General features: G+C 50.7%; 18 protein-coding genes. 17 read left to right on the top strand and 1 reads right to left on the bottom strand.

Features of this window, described 5'->3' with window-relative positions; all coding sequences use genetic code 11:
• The first annotated feature begins 140 nt into the window (after nt 1-140).
• The 16 genes from adhE (at nt 141) to MKX42_RS12110 (ending at nt 22,285) form a co-directional block, all read left to right on the top strand.
• Complete coding sequence (adhE, locus tag MKX42_RS12035; protein ID WP_340752708.1) at nt 141-2,762, top strand: bifunctional acetaldehyde-CoA/alcohol dehydrogenase; 2,622 nt, start codon at nt 141-143, stop codon at nt 2,760-2,762.
• A gap of 261 nt (nt 2,763-3,023) precedes the next feature.
• Entirely contained in the window at nt 3,024-5,285 is a 2,262-nt protein-coding gene (gene pflB / locus MKX42_RS12040; protein WP_076079923.1) for a formate C-acetyltransferase, read from the top strand.
• 122 nt (nt 5,286-5,407) lie between these two features.
• A complete protein-coding gene (gene pflA / locus MKX42_RS12045) occupies nt 5,408-6,145 on the top strand; it encodes a pyruvate formate-lyase-activating protein (protein ID WP_339310502.1) in 738 nt (245 codons plus the stop codon).
• A 200-nt stretch (nt 6,146-6,345) separates the two neighbouring features.
• Nucleotides 6,346-7,749: an ABC transporter substrate-binding protein gene (locus MKX42_RS12050; protein WP_340752709.1), complete on the top strand. Its 1,404-nt coding sequence runs from the start codon at nt 6,346-6,348 to the stop codon at nt 7,747-7,749.
• Nucleotides 7,750-7,824: 75 nt separating this feature from the next.
• Entirely contained in the window at nt 7,825-8,709 is an 885-nt protein-coding gene (locus MKX42_RS12055; protein WP_340752710.1) for a carbohydrate ABC transporter permease, read from the top strand.
• Nucleotides 8,709-9,539 carry a carbohydrate ABC transporter permease gene (locus tag MKX42_RS12060; RefSeq protein ID WP_340752711.1) on the top strand — a complete coding sequence of 277 codons (831 nt, stop codon included), beginning with the start codon at nt 8,709-8,711 and terminating at the stop codon, nt 9,537-9,539. Before MKX42_RS12055 ends, MKX42_RS12060 begins: the two co-directional genes overlap by 1 nt.
• Nucleotides 9,540-9,566: 27 nt before the next feature.
• Complete coding sequence (locus MKX42_RS12065) at nt 9,567-11,420, top strand: cache domain-containing sensor histidine kinase (protein ID WP_340752712.1); 1,854 nt, start codon at nt 9,567-9,569, stop codon at nt 11,418-11,420.
• The gene (locus MKX42_RS12070; RefSeq protein ID WP_340752713.1) at nt 11,398-12,192 is read left to right on the top strand and encodes a response regulator transcription factor; all 795 of its coding nucleotides are present in this window, start codon (nt 11,398-11,400) and stop codon (nt 12,190-12,192) included. The genes MKX42_RS12065 and MKX42_RS12070 overlap by 23 nt, the downstream gene beginning before the upstream one ends.
• Nucleotides 12,193-12,439: 247 nt before the next feature.
• On the top strand, nt 12,440-14,716 hold the full coding sequence (locus tag MKX42_RS12075) for a copper amine oxidase N-terminal domain-containing protein (protein WP_340752714.1): 2,277 nt from the start codon (nt 12,440-12,442) through the stop codon (nt 14,714-14,716).
• A 174-nt stretch (nt 14,717-14,890) separates the two neighbouring features.
• Nucleotides 14,891-15,352 (top strand): Fur family transcriptional regulator, encoded by a 462-nt coding sequence (locus MKX42_RS12080; protein WP_036731890.1) that lies wholly within the window; start codon nt 14,891-14,893, stop codon nt 15,350-15,352.
• Nucleotides 15,353-15,354: 2 nt separating this feature from the next.
• Nucleotides 15,355-15,618, top strand: a complete 264-nt coding sequence (yidD, locus tag MKX42_RS12085; RefSeq protein WP_340752715.1) for a membrane protein insertion efficiency factor YidD — start codon at nt 15,355-15,357, stop codon at nt 15,616-15,618.
• A 359-nt stretch (nt 15,619-15,977) separates the two neighbouring features.
• Nucleotides 15,978-17,999 carry a methionine--tRNA ligase gene (gene metG / locus MKX42_RS12090; RefSeq protein ID WP_340752716.1) on the top strand — a complete coding sequence of 674 codons (2,022 nt, stop codon included), beginning with the start codon at nt 15,978-15,980 and terminating at the stop codon, nt 17,997-17,999.
• Between the two features lie 199 nt (nt 18,000-18,198).
• Nucleotides 18,199-19,176: a metal ABC transporter solute-binding protein, Zn/Mn family gene (locus MKX42_RS12095; protein WP_340752717.1), complete on the top strand. Its 978-nt coding sequence runs from the start codon at nt 18,199-18,201 to the stop codon at nt 19,174-19,176.
• Between the two features lie 48 nt (nt 19,177-19,224).
• Complete coding sequence (locus tag MKX42_RS12100) at nt 19,225-19,974, top strand: metal ABC transporter ATP-binding protein (RefSeq protein ID WP_036731897.1); 750 nt, start codon at nt 19,225-19,227, stop codon at nt 19,972-19,974.
• Between the two features lie 685 nt (nt 19,975-20,659).
• A complete protein-coding gene (locus MKX42_RS12105; protein ID WP_340752718.1) occupies nt 20,660-21,463 on the top strand; it encodes a metal ABC transporter permease in 804 nt (267 codons plus the stop codon).
• A 90-nt stretch (nt 21,464-21,553) separates the two neighbouring features.
• Nucleotides 21,554-22,285: a cytochrome c biogenesis CcdA family protein gene (locus MKX42_RS12110; RefSeq protein WP_445667833.1), complete on the top strand. Its 732-nt coding sequence runs from the start codon at nt 21,554-21,556 to the stop codon at nt 22,283-22,285.
• Between the two features lie 8 nt (nt 22,286-22,293).
• Here MKX42_RS12110 and splB read toward each other — a convergent pair whose 3' ends face one another.
• Nucleotides 22,294-23,370: a spore photoproduct lyase gene (gene splB, locus MKX42_RS12115; RefSeq protein WP_036698433.1), complete on the bottom strand. Its 1,077-nt coding sequence runs from the start codon at nt 23,368-23,370 to the stop codon at nt 22,294-22,296.
• A gap of 193 nt (nt 23,371-23,563) precedes the next feature.
• Here splB and mntR point away from each other — a divergent pair, with 193 nt between their 5' ends.
• Nucleotides 23,564-23,989 carry a transcriptional regulator MntR gene (gene mntR / locus MKX42_RS12120; protein ID WP_036698430.1) on the top strand — a complete coding sequence of 142 codons (426 nt, stop codon included), beginning with the start codon at nt 23,564-23,566 and terminating at the stop codon, nt 23,987-23,989.
• Nucleotides 23,990-24,078: the final 89 nt, after the last annotated feature.

Consider the following 24,078-nt stretch of genomic DNA (forward strand, 5'->3'; position numbering starts at 1 on the left):
GATCGAATGAAAGCGCTTTGAAAACAACTCAAAAAAAACTTTAAACTTTGTGAAAGATTTCACTATACAAGGTGAAAGGGATGTGCTAAGATAAATGTATAGAAAGAAACAACCTAAAAATTGACAGGAGGACGAGGGAGATGGCAGTTAAAAACGAAGTCGCCGCCCAAGTGAAACAAACCACCGCTGAAGAATATATTCAGGTTTTGGTGGATAAAGCAAAGAAAGCCCACGAAGCGTTCATGGGCCTGGATCAAGAGCAGACAAACACAATCGTTCATGCAATGGCGCTGGCCGGACTCGACAAGCATATGTACCTGGCAAAACTGGCAGTTGAAGAAACAGGACGCGGAGTATACGAAGACAAAATCACGAAGAATATCTTCTCCACTGAATATATCTGGCACGGAATTAAGTACGACAAGACTGTAGGCGTTATTGAGGATAACGCTTATGACAGCTTCCAGAAGATTGCTGAACCAGTCGGAATCATTATGGGTATCACACCGGTAACCAACCCAACATCCACCACGATGTTTAAGGCTTTGATTTCCGCTAAGACACGTAACCCTATTATATTCGGTTTCCACCCGTCAGCGCAAGAGTGCAGCGCGGCAGCAGCCAAAATTCTGCATGATGCAGGCGTAGCAGCCGGTGCACCTGAGAACTTCATCCAATGGATTGAGCTTCCTACGATGGACAAAACAAACGCATTGATGAACAATCCGGACGTTGCACTGATTCTGGCAACCGGCGGGTCGGCAATGGTCAAAGCAGCTTACAGCTGCGGCAAACCGGCACTCGGCGTAGGTCCTGGTAACGTGCCTGCCTTCATTGAGAAGAGTGCTGACATTGATCAGGCTGTAACAGACCTTATCCTGTCGAAGACTTTTGATAATGGTATGATCTGTGCTTCCGAGCAGGCAGTCATCATTGAAGAAGCCATCTTCGACCAAGTGAAGAAGAAAATGATTGCGAACGGCTGTTACTTTGTCAACAAAGAAGAAGCAGCTAAGCTGACCAGCGGAGCAATGAACGTAGAGAAATGTGCGGTTAACCCGGCTATCGTTGGCCAATCCGCTGTTAAGATCGCTGAAATGTGCGGCATTCAGGTTCCTGCCGGAACGAAGATCCTGGTAGCTGAGCTTGAAGGTGTAGGTACTAAATATCCATTGTCCGCTGAGAAGCTGAGCCCGGTTCTGGCTTGCTACAAGGTGAAGAATGCTGACCAGGGTATCGAACGCGCAGCTCAAATCGTTGAATTTGGCGGCATGGGCCACAGCTCGGCTATCCATTCCAATAATGAAGAAGTAATCATGAAGTTCTCCAACCGTCTGCAAACTGGACGTATTCTCGTCAACTCGCCATCCACACACGGCGCAATCGGCGATATTTACAACACCAATATCCCTTCATTGACACTGGGCTGCGGATCTTACGGACGCAACTCGGTATCGCAGAACGTGACTGCCATCAATCTGATCAACGTGAAAAGGGTGAACCGTCGTACCGTGAATATGCAATGGTTTAAAGTACCTGACAAGATTTACTTCGAAAAGGGAGCCACTCAGTATCTGGCCAAAATGCCTGACATCACTCGTGTAGCAATCATCACTGACCCTATGATGGTGAAGCTCGGCTATGTTGAAAGAGTGGAGCACTACCTGCGCCAACGTCAGACGCCTGTAGCAATCGAAGTATTCTCGGAAGTTGAACCAGATCCATCGACTACTACTGTAGAAAAAGGCGCTGCTATGATGAACAGATTCCAGCCGGACTGCATCATTGCACTCGGCGGCGGTTCCCCAATGGATGCTGCCAAGGGAATGTGGCTGTTCTACGAACATCCGGATGCAGACTTCAACGGTCTGAAGCAGAAGTTCATGGATATCCGTAAACGGGTATACAAATTCCCTAAGCTCGGCAACAAAGCCAAATTCGTTGCGATTCCAACAACTTCGGGTACCGGTTCTGAAGTAACATCGTTTGCAGTTATCACAGACAAGACAACAGGCAATAATACGAAGTATCCTCTGGCCGATTATGAGCTGACTCCAGATGTAGCAATTATCGATCCGGAGTTTGTATACAGCTTGCCTAAGACCGCTGTTGCCGATACAGGTATGGACGTATTGACACATGCTATCGAAGCTTATGTATCTGTAATGGCCAGTGACTACACCGATGGTCTGGCAATCAAAGCGATTCAGCTGGTATTCCAGTGGCTGGAGAAATCCGCACTGCAAGGCGATAAGCTGGCCCGCGAAAAAATGCACAATGCTTCTACACTTGCCGGTATGGCCTTTGCCAATGCATTCCTGGGAATTAACCACAGCTTGGCGCACAAATGGGGCGGACAGTATCACACCGCACACGGCCGTACCAATGCGATCCTGATGCCGCATGTTATCCGTTACAATGCCAAGAAACCTACGAAGTTCGCTTCGTTCCCTAAATATTCGCACTTTGTAGCTGACGAACGGTACGCAGAAATCGCCCGTATTCTGGGATTGCCTGCACGCACTACCGAAGAAGGCGTAACCAGCCTAATCAATGCGATCCGCGATATGAACAAAAAACTCGGTATCGAAGAATCCTTCTCGGCTCTTGGTTTCGATCCTAAGGACTTCGAATCCCGTGTAGACTATCTGGCTGACCGTGCATTTGAAGACCAATGTACAACTGCCAACCCTAAAATGCCGCTGGTATCCGAGCTTGCTGATGTATACCGCAACGCATTCTACGGAAAATTCGATAACTAATTAACGGTTGCCTGGCAAAGAATAAGGTTAAAGGTTAATATGGGACTGGATGGAAGTGACAAATATCACCGAAAGAGTGATATTTGTCACAGTCCTTTTTCAGAAAATAAACTAAAATGTTTATATAGACAACGATCCCCGTTATGAAGATGTGATTGTGAATTTTATAACAACTATTAGCCTCGGGATCACGAGACACGGGATTAACCTTCAAGCCCGCGATCTCTACAAATATAATAAATATAAATGGAGGGATTTAGCATGTCGGTGATTGAAAAAGAAGTATTAGAAGCAAAATCGGGTTGGAGAAATTTCACAAAAGGTGTCTGGGCCAAGAAAGTTGACGTTAACAACTTTATTGCCAAGAACATCAAGCCTTATGAAGGAACCGAAGATTTCCTGGTTGGACCTACCAGTAATACAACTGAACTGTGGAAGATTATCTCCCAGCTGAGCAAGGAAGAAAGAGAAAGAGGCGGCGTATGGGATGTATCCCTCGATACTGTCTCCACCATCACTTCCCACGCTCCTGGCTACATTGACAAGGATAAGGAACAGATTGTCGGCGTTCAGACTGACGCGCCTTTCAGACGTTCCATTCAGCCGTTCGGCGGTATCAAGATGATGATCGATGCTACTAAGGCATACGGCTTCGAGCTTCCGCAGAATATCGTTGACATGTTCACGAACATCCGCAAAACGCATAACCAAGGCGTATTTGATGCATATACACCAGATATGAGAGCTGTGCGTAAATCCGGCGTAATCACAGGCCTTCCTGATGCTTATGGCCGCGGACGTATCATCGGCGACTATCGCCGTATTGCTCTGTATGGTATTGATTTCCTGATTAAAGACAAGAAGCAGCAACTGGCTGAGCTTGAAGTTGACTCCATGACAGAAGATGTTATCCGTCTGCGTGAAGAGCTGTCCGAGCAAATGCGTGCTCTTGGCGAACTGAAACAAATGGCTGCAGCTCATGGTATGGATATTTCCAAACCGGCTACGAACTTCAAAGAAGCTACACAATGGGTATACTTCGGTTATCTGGCAGCTGTTAAAGAACAGAATGGTGCGGCAATGTCCCTTGGACGCGTATCTTCCTTCCTTGATATCTATGTTCAACGCGACGTTGAAGAAGGTACTCTGACTGAAGAGCAAGCTCAAGAAATCGTTGACCATTTTGTAATGAAGCTGCGTATCGTGAAATTCCTGCGTACGCCTGACTATAACGACCTGTTCTCCGGCGACCCTACTTGGGTTACAGAATCCATCGGTGGTATGGCTGAAGACGGTACAACCCGCGTAACCAAGAACAGCTTCCGCTTCCTGCATACCCTGTACAATCTGGGACCGGCTCCAGAACCAAACCTGACTGTACTGTGGTCTGAGAAGCTTCCTGAAGGCTTTAAGAAATATTGTGCCAAAGTATCTATTGAGACCAGCGCTATCCAATATGAGAACGATGATGTAATGCGTCCATACTGGGGTGAAGATTATGCGATTGCCTGCTGCGTATCCCCAATGCGTATCGGTAAGCAAATGCAGTTCTTCGGTGCCCGTGCCAACCTGGCTAAGGCTCTGCTGTATGCGATCAATGGCGGTAAAGATGAGAAATCCGGTGCTCAGGTAGGTCCTGAATATCCTGCGATCACTTCTGAATACCTGGATTATGATGAAGTAATGAAACGCTTCAAACCAATGATGGAATGGCTGGCTAAGACTTATGTCAATACGCTGAACATCATTCACTATATGCATGACAAATATTCCTACGAACGTATCGAAATGGCGCTGCATGACCGCGACATTCTGCGTACAATGGCTTGCGGTATCGCCGGACTGTCCGTGGCTGCTGACTCCCTGAGCGCAATCAAATACGCTAAGGTTAAGCCAATCCGCAATGAAGAAGGCATTGCTATCGACTTTGAAACTGAGGGTGAATTCCCTTGCTATGGTAACAACGACGACGCTGTTGACGGCATCGCTGTTGAACTGGTTGAAACCTTCATGTCGATGATCCGCAAAAACAAAACTTATCGTGACGCTGTGCCGACTCAATCGGTACTGACTATCACTTCGAACGTTGTCTATGGTAAAAAGACCGGTACTACTCCTGACGGACGTAAAAAAGGCGAACCATTCGCTCCTGGTGCTAACCCTATGCACGGACGCGACAAGAAGGGCGCCCTGGCATCCCTGAACTCTGTTGCCAAACTTCCTTACTCCGATGCACAGGATGGTATCTCGAATACCTTCTCCATTGTTCCTAAGGCGCTGGGTAAAGACGAAGATTCCCGTAAGTCCAACCTGGTCTTCATGATGGACGGATATTTCCACAATAACGCTCAGCACTTGAACGTTAACGTGTTTAACCGTGAGCAGCTGCTTGATGCTATGGATCACCCGGAGAACTATCCACAGTTGACCATTCGCGTATCCGGCTATGCTGTTAACTTCATCAAGCTGACCCGTGAACAACAGATGGATGTTATCAACCGTACATTCCACGATTCCATGTAAGAAGCATTCTTGTTCTACAAGAACTGAAATCAATCAAAGAGCTGCCGCCCTTGCAAGAGGGCGGTACACTCTTGTCTGAAAGTGGTTAAAATTTTAAGTTTTTTTGAAAGGATGGACATATCATGCTTAAAGGACATATCCACTCTTTAGAAACGTTTGGAACGGTGGATGGCCCGGGTATCCGCTTCGTGCTTTTTATGCAGGGCTGCCTGCTCAAGTGTCAGTATTGCCACAACCCGGATACATGGGAATTGAATGAAGGTAAGGAAATGACCGTCGAGCAAGTGCTGGCGGAAATTGAGCCTTACCTGAATTATTATAAAACGTCCGGTGGCGGTCTGACCGTATCCGGCGGTGAACCAACCCTCCAGGCGCATTTCGTGAAGCAGCTGTTCACCGAAGTGAAGAAACGCTGGAATCTGCATACCACGCTTGATACCAATGGCTATAATGATGGATCGAAAATCAGCGACCTGCTGGATGTTACCGACCTGGTGCTCTTGGATCTGAAGCATATTGATGATGAAGCGCATATCAAGCTGACCGGTAAGTCCAACGACCGTACCTTGAAGCTGGCCCGCTGGTTATCCGATAATAACCGTAAAATGTGGATTCGCCATGTCTATGTTCCAGGCATTCACAACAAGGAAGAGGATCTACAGAATCTTGGACGGTTCATTGGCACACTTAATGGAGTAGAGAAGTTCGAAATCCTGCCTTATCACGTAATGGGGATCTATAAATGGAAAGAGCTTGGCCGTCCCTATGAGCTTGAAGGGGTAGAGTCACCTTCCGATGAAGAAGTGCAGCGTGCGTACCGGCTGATTGAAGAAGGCCGTATGCAGACCGCATTGGTCTAATTGCATATATAATAATTTCGAAAGCGGAGCTTCTATTCTGAGGAGTTTCGCTTTTTTCTATGTCAGGAAACCTGACTGAATCCGCTCCCATTAGAGGATTTTATCCCTATTGAAGATGAATCTTAACCTTACGGTAACAAATCTGGTTTTCTATAATAAGAGTTGTAAGGGAAACCATTAAATAGGGAGGGTCACCCGTAATGAGAAAAAGTCTAACACTGCTGTTGTCCCTGATGTTCGTTAGCTCGGCGCTGCTGGCTGGCTGTGGAGGCAACAAGAATAATGCGTCTCCGACTACAGAGCCTGCTGCAACGAATGAGGCTGCTGCTACCAATGCTGCCGCAACGGAAGAACCGGCTAGTGCTGAGCCTTTTGAAATGACGATCCGTCATACCCAGGTTGGAGCAGACAAGCAGAAACGACTGGCTATACTGGAGGATGTGGTGGGCAAGGTTCAGGCGGATGTGCCTGGACTGACCTTCAAGCTTGATGGTGTAGATTCGGATGTGAACCGTAAGGAGAAGCTGCGCGGTGAAATGGCGGCCGGTAACCCTCCTGAGATCTTCGACCTGTTCGGCAGCCCGGACTCCAAGATCTATGCCAAAGAAGGCAAGCTGCTGGACCTGACCCCGATCCTTGATGAATTAGGGATCAAAGATAAGTTCTCCAATCTGGACCCGTTCACTTATGAAGGCAAAATCTACGGCCTGCCGATCGGCGGCTCCGGAGAAGGCTTCTTCTATAATAAAGAATACTATACAAGCAAGGGCTGGAAGGCTCCAACGACCTTCGCCGAACTGGAGCAGCAACTGGCCGATATTAAAGCAGCTGGTAAAGTGCCGATGGCCGGTGCTTCCAAAGCAGGCTGGGTACCGCTGATGCTGGCCAACCACCTCTGGTCCCGTTATGCCGGACCGGATGTGACCGCGAAGTTCGCTACCGGTGAAGCGAAGTGGAATGATCCAAATGTAATCAAGGGCTTGGCGAAATATAAGGAATGGGTGGATAAAGGCTACTTCAAGAAGGGAGAGCTGGGCTTCGAATATGCTGAATATACCACCCAGTTCACCAGCGGAGAAGCGATCCTGATGTATGACGGGACATGGAAATCTTCTGTATTCAAAGCCGGGCAATCCGGCGAAGGTCTGATCGGTAAAGTCGGCTTCTTCAATATTCCGGCGGTTGAAGGCGGAGTGGGGGATCAGACAGCGCTGATGCGCGATGTGAACAACGGTTATGGCTTCTCCGCTTCGGCGGGTGAAGATGAGCGGCAGCTTGCAGCAGTGAAATCCTTTATTAAGAATATGTTCAATGAAGAGATGCAGCTGCGGGGTCTGGTAGAGGACGGAGTCCTGCCTGCCATGAAGATTGATCAGGCTGTGTTGAACAAGAACATTACAGATGATCTGATGAGTGAGATTGTCGCGGTATTGAACAGCTCCCAGTCGTCCTTCCCGGCCTTTGATTCCCTGGTGCAGGCCGATGTCACCACTGAGATCAGTAATATCCAGATTCAGAGCCTGATCGGCGGGCAGACGACTCCTGAGAAGATGGCCGAAGCGCTTCAAAAGATACAGGAAGAGGCTAATGCGGCAGTGGAATAAGAAGCGGTGAACTGTATGTGCCCTGGTGCTTGCTCCAGGGTGCATTTTTCAAAAGAAAGCAATATGGAGGTAGCTATGAATAAGGCACTGAGAAATCCTCTGGTGTTCATTCTGTTCATTATTCCGGCACTGGTGTTGTTCGTAATGTTCTTTATCTATCCCATTTTCAGCTCGATCTACTATAGCTTCACCAGTTGGAATGGTGTATCCGAGACGGTCAAATACGCCGGAGTGGACAACTTCAAGAAAGCTCTGGGAGATGAACGCTTCTGGATTTCCGTGAAAAATAACGGCTGGTTCATTCTCTTCTCCGTAGGCATACAGGTGCCGCTGATTGTGTTCTTCTCCTTACTGATTGCGAATGTGAAGAAGCTGAAGGGATTGTACAAGACGGCGGTATTCATGCCATCCATTATGTCTACCGCAGTAATCGGCATTCTCTGGGGCTTCATCTACGAGCCGAATATTGGCTTGTTCAACAAAGTGCTTGGCCTTGTAGGCATTGAGCCTGTCTACTGGCTGTCGGACGAACGGTTCGCTATGCTGTCAATTCTGATTACGAATGCCTGGCAGTGGACCGGATTCTACATTGTAATGGTGCTGGCGGCGATTCTGTCCATTCCAGGTGAGCTGGATGAAGCAGCGGCCATCGATGGCGCTACGGGGTTCCAGCGGGCTACACGCATCACTCTGCCGCTGATCGTACCGATCATCTCGGTCGTGATTATGCTCTCCATTGCCGGAGCGATGAAGGCTGCCGATATCGTCATTGTAATGACCAAGGGCGGTCCTGCGGGTTCAACCGAGGTGATGGCCACCTATATGATTAAGTATGCGATTACCAACTTCAAATACGGGTACGGCAATACCATCGCCGTTCTGATCTTCTTGTTCACGCTCGTGGTAACCGCCCTCTACCAGCTGGTGTTTGCCCGCCGTACGGAAAGGATTGAATACTGATGCCGCGCCCGCTGAAGAAAAGCCTGCCGCACATCGCCCTGCTGGGATATCTGGTGATTGTGCTGTTTCCGTTCCTCTTCGTGCTCTTCTCCTCGGTGAAGAAGGATAACAATGCGATTGCCCTCAACCCCTTCGGCATTCCGAAGAGCTTCGAATGGTCCAACTATGTGGAAGCCTGGGTGAATGCCAAGATCAGCACTTATTTTTTCAATAGCTTATATATTTCAGTTCTGGCCTCTGTAGTGTCTATTCTACTGGCGTCTATGTTCGCCTTCGCGGTCACGCGGATGCGGCAGGGGAAGTGGAACGCAATTCTCTTCTCACTGGTCCTGATCGGGATGCTGATTCCGAACAATGCGCTGATGCTGCCCATCTACACGATTGTCCGCAAGCTGCATATTCTCAATACGCACTGGGCGCTGATTATTCCTTACATTGCCAATGCAATCCCGTTCACGATCATTATTCTGGCGGCCTTCATGCGTTCGCTGCCCAGTGAAATCGAAGAAGCGGCGGTCATGGACGGCTTGAAGGCTCCGGGTATATTTGCTAAAATTATTGTACCTTTGACAGTTCCGGCGATGGTTACGGTATTCATTGTTAATTTCCTGGGAAATTGGAATGAGTTCCTGCTGGCCAACTATTTCCTGTCTAATGACGAGCTGCGTACGCTCCCCGTAGGGATGGTCCAGTTCCGCGATCAGTACCAGATGAATTACGCACAGATGTCGGCGGGGATTGTCTACAGTGTGGTTCCGGTTATAGTGATTTATGCGGTTCTGCAAGAGAAGATTATTGAAGGCGTCACTGCAGGCAGTGTAAAAGGATAATATCAATCATGTCAGGAGCAACAGCCGATGAATCTGCGCTACAAATTGTTTACGGCATTCTTAGGCCTGATTATCATTCCGCTGTTCATTCTTGGCATGATTATGTTCTTCGTGACTTATAATTCCATTGAGAAAAAATACAGCCAGCAGTCTGAATATTCGCTCAAAGCGATTAGCTACAGCATTTCTAATGTGTTCAAGGATATGGATAATGTGACTGACAACGGAATTGCCACCTCGGTCTTTCATATGGCGCTCAGTGCGGATGATCCCTCCAAGCAGGATTTAACCGATGCCGAGCAGCTCAGCCTGAATGCCAGCCAGCGTAATTTCCGCAGTCTGCTCTATAATCATCCATCGATCAGCTATGCTTTCCTGTATAATTTCAACGGTAAAGGGAGCTCTGAGATCGTCTCGGTCTTCAACAAGGAGAACTTCCGCACCCTGCCCTATGACAAGTTCAAAGGCAGCGAGCTGTACCAGGAGGTCATGAAGCTGAACGGGGTTCCGAAATGGCTGGCCCCGCATGAGTACCCCGAGTTGACCGGAACGGAGGCTGTATTTACGCAAATCCGGCTGATTAAGGAGCTTAGCTTCTTTCAGAATATCGGCATTCTGGTCGTGCAGATCAAGAATTGGGAGTTCGAGTCGATTTTCCGCAATCTTAAGATTGGGGGCACCGACCAGAAGGTGTCTTTCATGCTGGTTAACGATGACGGGATGATTCTGCTGGACCCGGACAGGCAGCTGGACGGGCAGGATTTCCGCAGCTTCACCACAAAGGATGTTACGTTTAAGCCCGGCTTTCAGAGCTTCAAGACGCAGTTCGGCGGCGAGAAAAGCATTCTGTCGGTCTATCATCTCAAGGAGTATCCCTGGAGTCTGGTCTCGGTCACTTCTTGGGATACTCTGTCTCATGAGGTGACGGTGTTCGCCCGCTGGTTCGTCGTAGTGATGTTCCTGTGCCTCCTGGGCGCTGTCATCTTCAATCTGTTTTTCATGAACCGGATTACTGGCGGGATTGCTGTGATCGTGCGCTTCATGCGAAGGGTGGAGGATGGAGACCTTACTACCCGTGTTGAGGAGAAGGGCAACGATGAGATGACGCTGCTGGCCAAAGGCTTCAATGATCTTATGGACAAAATCAACATGCTGTTCAGCCGGGTTCATGTGGAACAGCAGCGCAAGAATCAGGCGGAAATGCGTGTGCTGCAGGCCCAGATCAAGCCGCATTTTCTGTTCAATACTCTGGAATCGATCAATGTGCTGGCTGTTCAGAATGAAGGCCGCAAGGTGAGCGAGATGGTCTACCGGCTGGCTAGTATTCTAAGGATAAGCATTCAGGACAGGGATGAGATCACGCTGGAGGAAGAGGTTAAGCATCTGCGCAATTATCTGGATATCCAGAAATTCCGGTTCGAGGACCTGTTCGATTATGAGCTTGATATTCCGGCAGAGCTGCTGGGCTGCGGGATTCTGAAGCTTACGCTCCAGCCGCTGGTGGAGAACAGCATTCAGCATGGTTTTGAGGGGATAGGGTATAAGGGTCTGGTGAGTGTCAAGGTCTGGGAGACCCAAGGCAATCTGGTGCTGCGGATACAGGATAACGGAATCGGGATGACTCCGTCCCAGCTGTCGATGTTTCAATACATGGTGAATGACGCGGCAGAGCAGCAGCCGGAAGCCAGGCCGGGGCAGGGCATTCATCAGGAGCGGCGGGGGCTGGGTGTACGAAGTGTTGCAGACCGGATACGAATCGAATACGGCGACAGATATGGGATTTTCATATGTGCAAGTCCTGGGGAAGGAACGATCATCCAGTGCGTCATTCCGAAATACGGGCAGGGGGAAGGCCATTATGCTAAAAGTATTATTGGTTGACGATGAAGCGCCCATTCTGAGCAATCTCAACACTGTGCTGCCCTGGCAGGACATGGGGATGGAGGTTGCGGGGCTGGCACGAAGCGGGATGGAGGCGCTGCGCATGGCTGAAGAAACGCCGCCTGATCTGGTGCTCTGCGATATCCGCATGCCGGTGATGGATGGACTGACGTTCATCGGCAAGCTGCGGGAGATGGGGCTTACGAGCGAGGTGCTGCTGCTCAGCGGCTACCAGGAATTCGATTATGCGCGTGAAGCGATCCGGCTTGGTGTGAAGGAGTACATCTGCAAGCCGATTCATTACGGGGAGCTTGGCGACAAGGTGCGGGAGATCGGCTCGCGGATTCGCAGCAGGCAGTATAAGGATAAGCTGTATAACAGCATCCCGTTGTTTCAGGAAGTGCCTATGGCTGACGAGCCTGTCAAAAAAACACCGGAGCAGCTGATGAATCAGGCCGCACAGTTCATTACGGAGCGCCTTCATGCGGATCTCGGCATTGATGAGGTGGCGAATACGATTGGCATCAGCAGCAGTTATTTCTGCCTGTTATTCAAGAACCGCTTCGGGGTAACCTTCGTGGAGTATGTCACCCAGCAGCGGATTGAAGCTGCCAAATTCATGCTCGCCAGCAGCGATAAGAGCATCACTGTCATCAGCTCGGGTGTCGGTTATCAGGAACGCCGTTATTTCACCAAGGTGTTCTTGAAGCAGACGGGAATGACCCCCAAGGAATACCGCAGCAGGTTCAGGACGGCTGAAGCCCGTACCTAGCGGGTTGCCAGCCATAGCGATTGCCCAAGTACAGGGGGCGGTTGCTATTTTTTTGTTTTCTTTTTACACAGAATGAAACTTTTCGCTATAACCTGCGTCTAATACTATGTTTTGTAAAATGAACGTGGCAAAATATTCTGCCGTCCTGAAGAGGACGGTTCCCGTTTTTACGGGGAATATAAGGTGAAGAGAAAGCAATAAAGATACTTGCCTTATACACTACAATGGGAGCAGAAGGAGTCGTACAATGAATTTGAAAAAAGTATTTTTAGTGGCAGTACTGGCTGTATCGCAATCGGTTGCAGCCATTCCGGCTTGGGCCGCGCCTGTCAGCACAGAGAGTACAACACCTCAGAGCGTTAACGCAGCGGCAAACACCGCTAACACACAGCTTCAGCCCGGGTCAACAGATCCCCTGCCTCCGGCAGGCACAGTAATACCGACCCCTACGCCGGCACCTGTTCCTACAGCATCACCGGTTCAAGGCATTCCAGCAGTAACAGAGACTCCGGCTCCGGCCGCAACTGAGGTTCCAGGTGCAACAGCTGCTCCTGTGGACGGCACTGTTCCGACTGATGCAGTTATGCCTACGGCTACTCCGGTTACGGATACGCCTATGACTCCAAGTATGACTACCTCTGCTTTTGGGGAAGGCCAGCTTATTCTGATGATGAACAGCAATAAGATGTTCAGAAATGGCACGCCTTACACCGCCAATCAGCCAATGGCTGTCAAGAACGGTGTCTCTTACGTATCGATCCGCGCAATGGTGGAAATGGTAGGCGTTGCCTTCACGTATGATGCCAAAACCAAAGAGGTCATTGTGACCAAGGGTACCAGCATTATGCGCTTCAAGACAGACAGCAAAATCTATACCGTCAATGGTACTAAGTTCACCATGAAGGGACCGGCTTACCAGTTCAAAGGCACCTTCATGATTCCGCTAACCTCTATTACCTATGCACTTAATATTCCTTATACCGTGGATAATGTGCAGAAGCGGGTTATTCTTACGCTGAATACGAAGCCGACTGCTTCCTTCACAGTTCAGCCCAAGGAAATCTATGCCGGTGAGACTACTGTGAATTATGTGACCTCCAGTTCTTCCCCGAACGGTACGCCGATTGTTGAAGAACGTTGGAGTGACAACAAGCAGGATATCTATGATCAGCCGGGCTTCTATACGGTTATCTATTCGGTACGGGATGCCAATAACATGTGGAGTGATCCTTATCCGGTGACAATTCAGGTACTGCAGCCCAATCAGCCGCCAGTGGCCCAGTTCACCACAGATAAAGAGGAATACAAAATGGGTGAGCCGGTAATCCTGACCGATACCAGCTATGATCCTGAGAATGAAGAGCTGACCGTTACCTGGAATAATCGGGCGCTGGCCTACTTTAATCCCGGACCTGTACCTATCCAGTTGACAGTAACTGATAAGCATGGCCTTAGCAGTACTGCTGAGAAGATCATTAATATTACCAGCGAGCAATTGTATACGCAGGATGAAGTAACGAAGCTGTTCACCATTCCGGGGGATGTCATCAGTATGGACGGCGGGATGATCCCGGCGCTCCCTAACCTGCCGTATACGCTGTCGTCCGAAGGCTACACCCTGATCCGCAGCAACAGCCCGGAGACCGTTAATACTGAAGGTGTACTGTACCGTGAGACTTCTGTAGGCAACACCCGCTTCCTTGTGCACCATATGAACAATATGTCTACTAGACAGAAGCTCTATGTGATCGCTACGAACAATAACCTGTATCCTACGACGATTACTACCCAGTATCTGGGGATCGCCGGTCCGGTTGTATCTCCGGAATATACAGGTAAAATATCGGTTGAGAAATACTATAATTCCATGATTACCGGTTCTGCCCAATCGCAGATTACCCTGCAGCCGGGACAGAGCATGTCTATTATGACAGACCTGAACAAAGTGGCTATGAAGCCAAAAGACGTTATGTCTCTCAGTGCGGATCTGAATAGTGATTATCCTGTTCTATACAATGTGGTGATGGTCGAGCAGTCCAAAGATCCGCTTGCTGAACTGCCAATTCTGCCGATTCTAGACCGCGACGGCGTGCATAACCGGGGAACCTATCCGGATTCTACACGCATCATGAATGTGACGGACCTGGTGGGCACAACACAGTCCAAGCTGATCTTGGGCGATAACGTCAATGATAAGAACCTGGACGGCATTGATCCGATGAATGGGACAACAGCCTCCAACTCCGGTAACTTCGGGGTTCTGTACAAAATTGTATTGGAACGTGTCGCAGCCAACACGCTGATCACCTTCAACCCGCGTGGGGGAGGGTACCTTGGATCAATCCTCGTGAACGGCACGATTGTAAATGTGCCGAATAAGGGTAAGTTAGATAAGTCGGACATGAACGCCGTAGTCTACCGTACCGGAGAATACGAAAGCCGTGTGGAGATGGTCTTCACCGTCGCTTCCGGCAGCAACCTGCCCGTTAACTTTGTCTTCACCCCGCTTCCGGCGAAAAAATAATCTCTTCTGCAATACAAACGGCAGCGCTCCTTAGGGGGCAGCTGCCGTTTTGTATTCAGGCGCAAGTCTGTGGATGTGGTCAGGCAGGCGGGCACTTTTATTGACGGGGCAGTGCTTTTGGGGCATTATAAAGAGAGTGCAACACAAACGACCTATGTTATGGGAGATGAGCGAATGCTGTCGACAGATCAAATCCTGGAAGCCATGTCGGGGCAGGGGCTGCGAATCACCGATCAGCGCAAGACGCTTGCCAAATTATTCGGCGAGAATACGGGATATTTGTCTGCGAAGGATGTATATGAGCATATGGGCCGCAAGTATAGCGGGCTGAGCTTCGATACAGTCTACCGTAACCTGCGCGTTATGGAGGAACTGGGGGTACTGGAGCAGATTGTATTTGAAGAAGGCGTCAAATTCAAGGCAAGCTGCAGTCAGGATCACCATCATCACCATATGATTTGTCTGCAGTGTATGAAGACGTACCCGATTCAATTCTGCCCGATGAATCTAACCGATCCGCCGGATCAGTTCCGGGTGGTTAAGCATAAATTCGAGGTATTCGGCTACTGCAAGGATTGTGAGCAGGGAAGAGAAGAAGAGCCGGCCGGGGCCGCCCGCAGCAAAGAGGGACGCTGAATATGGCTAGCTTACGAAGAACGGTACAGGTCCCTATCCGGGTCTACCGCAAGTTTATCTCGCCGCTCAAGCCTGCTACCTGCCGGTTCTACCCGACCTGTTCGGCTTATGCGCTGGAAGCCATTGAGGTCCATGGACCGCTCAAGGGTTCATGGCTCGCCGCCAGGCGGATCGCCCGCTGTCATCCCTTCCATCCGGGAGGCCTTGACCCGGTGCCGCCGCGCAAAGAGCAGCCATCCGGGGACAAGCCGCTGCATACGACTTGACACAGGCTGCCGGGATGGGTATATTTTGAATAATAAGTGATATTCCGAGGAATGGATAAGTAGATGTGGACACCATTACAGAGAGCCGGGGCTGCTGGGAGCCGGTATGGAATGCCAGATTGAATATGGTCCGGGAGGAACTGTGTTCGAGCGGAAGGCCTGAAGCCGGGGTCTGCGTAAGCGCACGGCGTGTTCCAGCGTTAATGGACAGTTCCGCTTGAGGAACTGACGAAGCCTGTGCTCTGTGAGGAGCCGGGGAATGTTGGGTGGTATCGCGTGAGTTTACTCTCGCCCCATATAGGGGCGGGAGTTTTTTGTGTGAAATGGACGACTAGGGATAACGAAGGGATGATGAAGTAATGAGTGAGAACAAAACCTTTTATCTAACAACACCGATCTATTATCCGAGCGACAAGCTGCATATCGGGCATGCGTATTCCACGGTAGCCGGTGATGCGATGGCCCGCTACAAGCGGCTGCGCGGCTATGAGGTGCGCTATCTGACGGGGACGGACGAGCATGGGCAGAAGATTGAAGAGAAGGCCGGGAAGGCCGGGAAGACCCCTCAGGAGTTCGTGGACGGGATTGTAGTCGGCATTAAGGATCTGTGGAAGAAGCTGGACATCTCGAATGATGATTTCATCCGTACGACGGAGGAGCGCCACAAGAAGGTGGTTGCGGATATTTTTGACCGCCTGCTGAAGCAGGGGGATATCTACAAAGGGGAATACGAAGGCTGGTATTGTATTTCGGATGAGACCTTCTACACAGAGACGCAGCTGGTGGATATTGAACGGGATGCTGACGGCAAGATTACCGGAGGGAAAAGTCCGGACAGCGGACATCCGGTGGAACTGGTCAAGGAGGAGAGCTATTTCTTCCGCATGAGCAAGTATGCTGACCGCCTGCTGAAGTTCTACGAGGAGAACCCGGAGTTTATCCTGCCGGAATCCCGCAAGAACGAGATGATTAACAACTTTATCAAGCCGGGTCTGGAGGATCTGGCGGTATCCCGTACGACTTTTGACTGGGGCGTTAAGGTAAAAGGGGACGAGAAGCATGTAGTGTACGTGTGGATCGATGCGCTTACCAACTACATTACGGCTCTGGGCTATGGCTCGGAGGACCGCAGTCTGTACGAGAAGTACTGGCCTGCGGATGTACACATCGTCGGAAAGGAAATTGTCCGCTTCCATACGATCTACTGGCCGATCATTCTGATGGCGCTTGGCGAACCCTTGCCGAAGAAGGTATTCGCGCACGGCTGGCTGCTGATGAAGGACGGCAAGATGTCTAAATCCAAGGGAAATGTGGTTGATCCGGTCACGCTGATTGACCGCTACGGCCTGGATGCTCTGCGCTATTATCTGCTGCGCGAGGTTCCCTTCGGCTCGGACGGAACCTTCACGCCGGAGAGCTTCGTGGACCGGATTAACTACGATCTGGCCAATGACCTGGGTAACCTGCTGAACCGGACTGGCGCAATGGTGGAGAAATACTTCGGCGGCGAGCTTCCGGCTTATGCCGGTCAGGTGACCGCATTTGACGGTGAGCTTGAGGCGGTAGTACAGAGTACTTACGCCAAGGTGGAAGAAGCAATGGAGAAGATGGAATTCTCCGTTGCCCTGACTGCGATCGGCGCGCTGATCAGCCGGACGAACAAGTACATTGACGAGACCCAGCCTTGGGTGCTCGCGAAGGACGAGAGCCGCAGCGCTGAGCTGGCTTCGGTGATGAGACATCTGGTCGAGGGACTGCGCACCGCGTCCATCCTGCTCCAGCCGTTCTTGACCGGCGCTCCGGCGAAGATCTGGGAGCAGCTGGGCATTCAGCCGGGCGAGCTGACCACCTGGGAGAGCGGCAGATCCTTCGGCCTGATTCCAGCAGGTACCCGGCTGGTGAAGGGCGACCCGATCTTCCCGCGCCTGGACGTGGCGCAGGAGGTGGCGTACATCGCCGAAGCGATGGGAGCCGGGAAACCGGCCGCTGCAGAGGCGGCGCCAGCAGCGGCACCTGCTCCGGCGGCCGCTGCCGATCCGGAGGAAGAGGAGCATAAGGAAGAAATCGGCATCGACGATTTCGCCAAGGCGGAGCTGCGCGTAGCCCAGGTCATCGCCTGCGAGCCTGTGAAGAAGGCGGATAAGCTGCTGAAGCTGCAGCTGGATCTTGGCTATGAGCAGCGCCAGGTGGTATCCGGCATTGCAAAGTTCTACACACCGGAGGAGCTGGTGGGCCGCAAGGTGATCTGCATTGTGAACCTGAAGCCGGTGAAGCTGCGCGGGGAGCTGTCGCAGGGCATGATCCTGGCCGCCTCCAAAGGCGAGCAGCTGACTATTGCAACTGTGCCGGACAGTATGCCGAACGGAGCAATTGTGAAATAAGGATGCGAAGAATATCCGCATAATGATTTAATAGCAATCCCCGAGGCCAGAGGCAGCGGGGATTGCTTCTTTTTGTTCCAAGATAGCCGTGCACAGGAAGCCATGCAGACTGCGAAATGCAGATCGGAGTTGACTTATCGTAACCATTACTATTATAATTCTGATAGTAAATTTTACGATTTAAGGGGTCGATAGAGAAATGGTAACAAAAAGCTTGCGAAAAGGGCTGCTGTTCGCTGCTGTCCTGCTGCTTACGCTGTCGCTGGCGGCATGCGGGCCGAAGAGCAGCGGAAGCATTGCCCAAGGAAAAGTGAACGTTATAACTACTTTTTATCCTATATATGAATTCACTGCCGAAATCGGCGGCGATGATGCCAATGTAATCAACCTGCTTCCTGTAGGGGTTGAGCCGCATGATTGGACACCGCGCAGCCAGGATATCATAAGTACTTCCAAGGCGCAGCTGTTCCTCTATAACGGAGCCGGGCTGGAAGGTTGGGTACCCAATTTCCTTAAGAGCCTCGATGGTGACAGTAAGACCAAGGCTGTAGAGGTTAGCCAAGGGGTGAAGCTGATTACAACGGATGAAGACGATGGGCATGATCACGGCCATGAAGGTGAAGGCGCTGAAGCAGACGGGCATGGCGACAGCCTGCATACCGACCCGCATACCTGGGTAAGCCCTAAGTCGGCGCTTGTGATGGCCAAGAATATCAAGGATAGTCTTCAAGCCGTTGATCCTGCGCATACCGCAGGCTATGAAGAGCGTTATCAGAAGCTCGCTGACCGCCTGAGCGCGCTTGATCTGAAGTTCACCGAAGAGCTGGGCAAGCTGCCTAACAAGGAGATTGTCGTATCTCATCAGGCATTCTCTTATCTGGCGCGTGACTATGGATTGTCGCAGCATGCCATTATGGGGCTGTCGCCGGATGCTGAGCCGCGCGGGCAGGATCTGGTGAAGCTGGCTGCGCTGGTTAAGGCAGAGGGCATCCGTTATATTTTCTTCGAGGAGCTTGTATCTGATAAGCTGGCTAAGACACTGGCAAGTGAGACCGGTGTATCCACGATGGTACTGAACCCGGTAGAAGGATTGACTGAGGCCCAGCAGAAGAACGGGGACAACTATTTCACATTAATGGAGAAAAATTTGCAAAATCTCATTCTGGCCTTACAATGATAAGGAAAGTATAAGCAAGGAAAGTTAAAGTGAAAGGCGGTACTTCACATGCAACCGGTATCCCTGGACTGCCATCAGCATATGATCGAAATACAGGATTTGTCCTTCTCCTACGGGGAACAGAAGGTGATCTCGAATCTGAATTATACGGTAAAAGAACGTGATTTCCTCGGTATCCTCGGTTCTAACGGTGCAGGCAAGACGACACTGCTTAAGATGATCGTCGGCCTGCTGCCTGCCACCAGCGGGGAGATCAAATTATTCGGCCAGCCGGTGCGGAGGTTCAAGGACTGGGAGCGGATCGGCTATGTGCCGCAGAAGAATGCGTTCAACCCGCTGTTCCCGGCAACCGTCCGTGAGGTCGTATTGTCCGGTCTGTACAACAACAAGAACCTGATCCGGCGGGTCTCGAAGGCCCAGCACCGGCAGTGCGAGGATGCGCTGGAAGTAATGCGGATTCAGGATATCGCCGAGAAAAGAGTCGGCCAGCTGTCCGGCGGCCAGCAGCAGCGTGTCTTTCTAGCCCGCGCGCTGATCAACCACCCGGATCTGCTGATTCTGGATGAGCCTACCGTCGGCATTGACGCCGAGACCCAGGCCGGATTCTTCGAGCTGATCATGCACATGCATGCCCATCACCATATGACCTTCCTGATGGTCTCGCATGATATCGACATGATGAAGAATTACCTGGGCAGCGAGCCGGTCCAGAAGAATGGTAAAATCAACTTTTACTGCCGCCACTCGCATGATGTGCAGGACTGTGCAGTCGATAATCTGCAGCACACATTGTCCTGATCGTTGACATTGGCTGATAAGAGGATAGTTACCCTGATCAGTAAACGGTATGCTAGAACTGCAGCCTATTGTATTTTGTACATTAGGTTGCCCGAATTTCTACCCTTTTAGCTGTTCTGTTGCAGTTTGTACATTAGATTCATTGAAATGGGCCTTTTTCCAGCCCTTCTGCCAATATCCATTGTACGAAATACAACAGAACCCGATTAAACGCTCAAAAGTGCCGATTCTGTTGTACGTTCTGCAATCGAGGGGTAAAGTGTTGTCAGGATCGTCCATTGTGCAACATAGAACGCTCAAGTCAGTTTTCGGATCGTCCATTGTGCAACATAGGACGCTCAAGTCAGTTTTCGGATCGTCCATTGTACAACATAGGACGATCATTTAATCTTTTGACATTAGTCTTTTGATCTTAGTCTTGTAACGTATGTAGATCCCGCCCTCTGTGAAGCGTATCCCGCAGGGAGGCAAAGCGATACTTCCACGAACGTCCCTAAGCAGCGAAAATCGGTCCTCCCACGCCAATTGCACTCAGCGGGTGTCCAGAGGGCGGAGCCCTTGGGGCCCTCCCTTCGGGAAGGGAGGGTTTGGGAGGGATCGAAAAGGGCTTGAAAAGGGTTTGATAAGGGTTTGATAAAGCTTTTCGCATGAATGGTTTATATTTGAAAGGTAGGAGACATTCATCTTGGAAATCCTGTTTAGTGATTTTTTCCAGCGGGCGCTGGCCGGCGGGCTGATGATTGGCATTACGGCGCCGCTGATCGGCGTTTTTCTGGTGCTGCGTCGTCTGTCCATGATCGGAGATACACTGGCGCATGTTACGATTGCCGGGGTAGCGCTGGGCTTCTTGACCGGCTTTTATCCGCTGGGGGCGGGGCTAATCTTTGCGGTTGTGGCCTCATTTGCCATTGAGAAGCTGCGCAAAGCCTACAAAAGCTACGCTGAGCTGTCCATTGCGATCATCATGTCGGGCGGTGTAGCGCTGGCCTCACTTTTTTTCACCCTGGGCAAAGGTTATAATGCAGATGTGATGAGCTATCTGTTCGGCAGTATCTATACGCTCAATACAACCGATCTTATCGTAGTAGGAATCGTAACGATTGCCGTTGTGGTGGTTGTAACTTTATTCTTCAAGGAATTCTTCCTGCTCAGCTTCGAGGAGGATGCGGCCAGTGTCAGCGGACTTCCGGTGAAGCTGCTCAATATGCTGATTACGGTGTTAACGGCTCTGGTGATCAGTACGGCAATCAAGATTGTCGGCTCGCTGCTGGTCTCTGCGCTGTTGACCATTCCTGTAGCTATTAGTCTGCTGCTATCCCGCAGCTTCAAGTCTTCGGTTATTCTGTCCGTGGCGATTGCCGAGATTGCCGTTATTGGCGGACTGGTCATTGCTGGAGTATGGAATCTGGCTCCGGGAGCAACGATTGTTCTGCTGTTAATTGCACTATTGACCCTAACCCTCATCGGCAAAAAAGGGCTGCCAGCCTAACAAACAAGCGTATAACCGGCCGCCCTTAGCACCAACTACATAACTGTATTTGTACTGCTGCTACATGAAGTGACCCGAGTGACCCCGACTATGGAAGGAGATGCGCCCGTGTCCAACCTGAATGCAGGAATCGCTTTTGCCGCCGGAGTGGCGTCATTCATATCGCCTTGCTGCCTGCCGCTCTATCCTTCTTATCTATCTTATATTACCGGCTTATCAGTGCAGGAGCTGAAGAGCGGCAGCAACAGCAAAGAGGTCCGTCTCCGGACCCTCTCGCATACGCTGGCGTTCATTCTGGGCTTTTCGGCAGTGTTCTATACACTTGGCTTTGGAGCTGGCTTGTTCGGTGAATTCTTCAACGGCCAGCGGGATTTGATCCGCCAACTATCGGCGATCCTTATTATTGTCATGGGGCTCTTCCTGCTGGGGGTATTCCAGCCGCAGTTTCTGCTACGGGAACGCAAGCTGGAGCTGAGATGGAAGCCTGCCGGGTACCTTGGCTCTTTCATCTTCGGCATCGGGTTCTCAGCAGGCTGGTCGCCCTGCATAGGTCCCATTCTAACCGCTATAATTGCGCTATCGGCCAGTGATCCTGGAACGTGGTTTACGATGATTACGGCATATAGTATAGGCTTTGCCCTGCCGTTCTTCGGACTGGCCTTTTTCCTGGGCGGGGCGCGCAAGATCCTGAAATACTCCAACCTGCTGATGAAGCTGGGCGGCGGACTGATGGTATTCATGGGCATCCTGCTGTTCACTGACCAGATGTTCCGCATTACGATTTGGCTGCAGGGCATCACGCCGCGCTGGCTGATTTTCTAATTAGGGACTTAAGTGAAATAATCAATAGCCGCTTCCGGAAAATGTTCAAAAATCCGCTCTGTGATGAATTCGCGCAGGGCGGTTTGCTGTTCGTCCGGGTAGACATATTTGTTCTGTCCCCATTTGCCCCATTTCTTCTTGCGTTTCTCGATGTCCATCTCCAGCTTCGACTTCGGATAACGCTTCTCGATGACGGTCTTGGCCGTCTTAGTGAAGCGGTGCTGGATCATCTCAAAGGTCAGCCCCTTGCCGATCCCCGGCGGCAGGGCATGCGCCAGCTTCTCCAGCAGCTCGCTGTAGCCTTCTTCCCAGCCGTCATGCCAGATAATAGGGGCAATGATGAAGCCCAGCGGATACCCGGCACGGGCGATCTGTCCGGCGGCCTCAATCCGTTCCTCGAAGCGTGAGGTGGCCGGCTCGAAGTTCTTAATTACATAGTCTGCGTTCACACTGAAGCGTACACGGGTATGACCGTTATGCTTCAGCTTAAGCAGCGGCTCGACATGCTGGTACTTAGTCACGAAGCGCAACCGCCCGAGCGGCTCCTCCGCCATGAATTCGATCAGTTCTGTCAGCGAGCCCGTAATATGCTCAAGGCCGAGCGGGTCTGAGGTACAGGCCGCTTCGAACGTCGTGATTTCCGGGGAGCGCTCGGTGATGTATTTTTTGGCTGCATCGATGATGTCCCCGGTGTTGACATAGACGCGGATGTAGGGTTTCGCTCCAAGTGTAGTCTGCAGGTAACAATAATGGCAGTGGCCCATACACCCGGTGGCAATCGGAATCGCATAATCGGCAGACGGCTTCGACTGGTCAAAGGTAAGCGTCTTGCGCAAGCCGACCACAAGCGTCCGTTTGGCGATTTTGTATTGCTCGACTTCCGTCTCGCCCGGCAGATTGGTAATCCGGTTATGCGAGGTGGTCATGCGGTAGGGAATATTGCGGGACTTGACCCACTCCATAATCCGCTCCCCTTTGGGATAATTCAGCGCATCAGGTTCAAAGAACACAAGCTCCGGGATGAAGAGGCCGGTGGGCTTGCGCGTTCTTTTGGCAGGAGGGCGTTCGGGTGTGATTAAGCTCATGATTTCACGCTCCTTAGGGATGAGGATAACGTTATTGTGCCAATCCGCAGGCGAATGGAATCATGGTAAACATCACTAAGCGGGGAAGCGGATGACCGGCAGGACTTGCCAAGGAGCGGCAGAAGCATGTATCATTGTTAGAGCAAGGCCCGGTCCCACCGTTACGCTTATTATAGAAAAGAGGTAAGCTAGAATGCCAACACCCAGCATGGAGGATTATTTGGAGCGCATATATAAGCTCATCGACGAGAAGGGTTATGCGCGGGTCTCGGATATTGCCGAGGGGCTGGAAGTCCATCCCTCCTCTGTGACCAAGATGATCCAAAAACTGGATAAGGACGAATATCTCATCTATGAGAAATATCGTGGGCTTGTCCTAACAAGCAAAGGAAAAAAAGTGGGGAAACGTCTTGTGGACCGCCATCAGCTGCTGGAGGAGTTCCTCGGGATTATTGGGGTACAGCAAGAGCATATTTATAAGGATGTTGAAGGCATCGAGCATCACTTGAGCTGGGATTCCATCACCCGGATCGAAACGCTGGTGGAATATTTCCGCCGGGATGAAGCGCGTGTGCAGACCTTGTACGATATTCACCATGAGATAGCCAGCGATTCATAAACGTGGCTTTTTTTGTTTGATTAGCGCAACCTTTCCAGTTTTTTTACGTCAAAACGGGTACCGTTCCTTTTTCACCTAAGGAAGGATTC

This window comes from Paenibacillus sp. FSL R7-0204, assembly GCF_038002225.1.
Lineage (GTDB): Bacteria > Bacillota > Bacilli > Paenibacillales > Paenibacillaceae > Paenibacillus_AQ.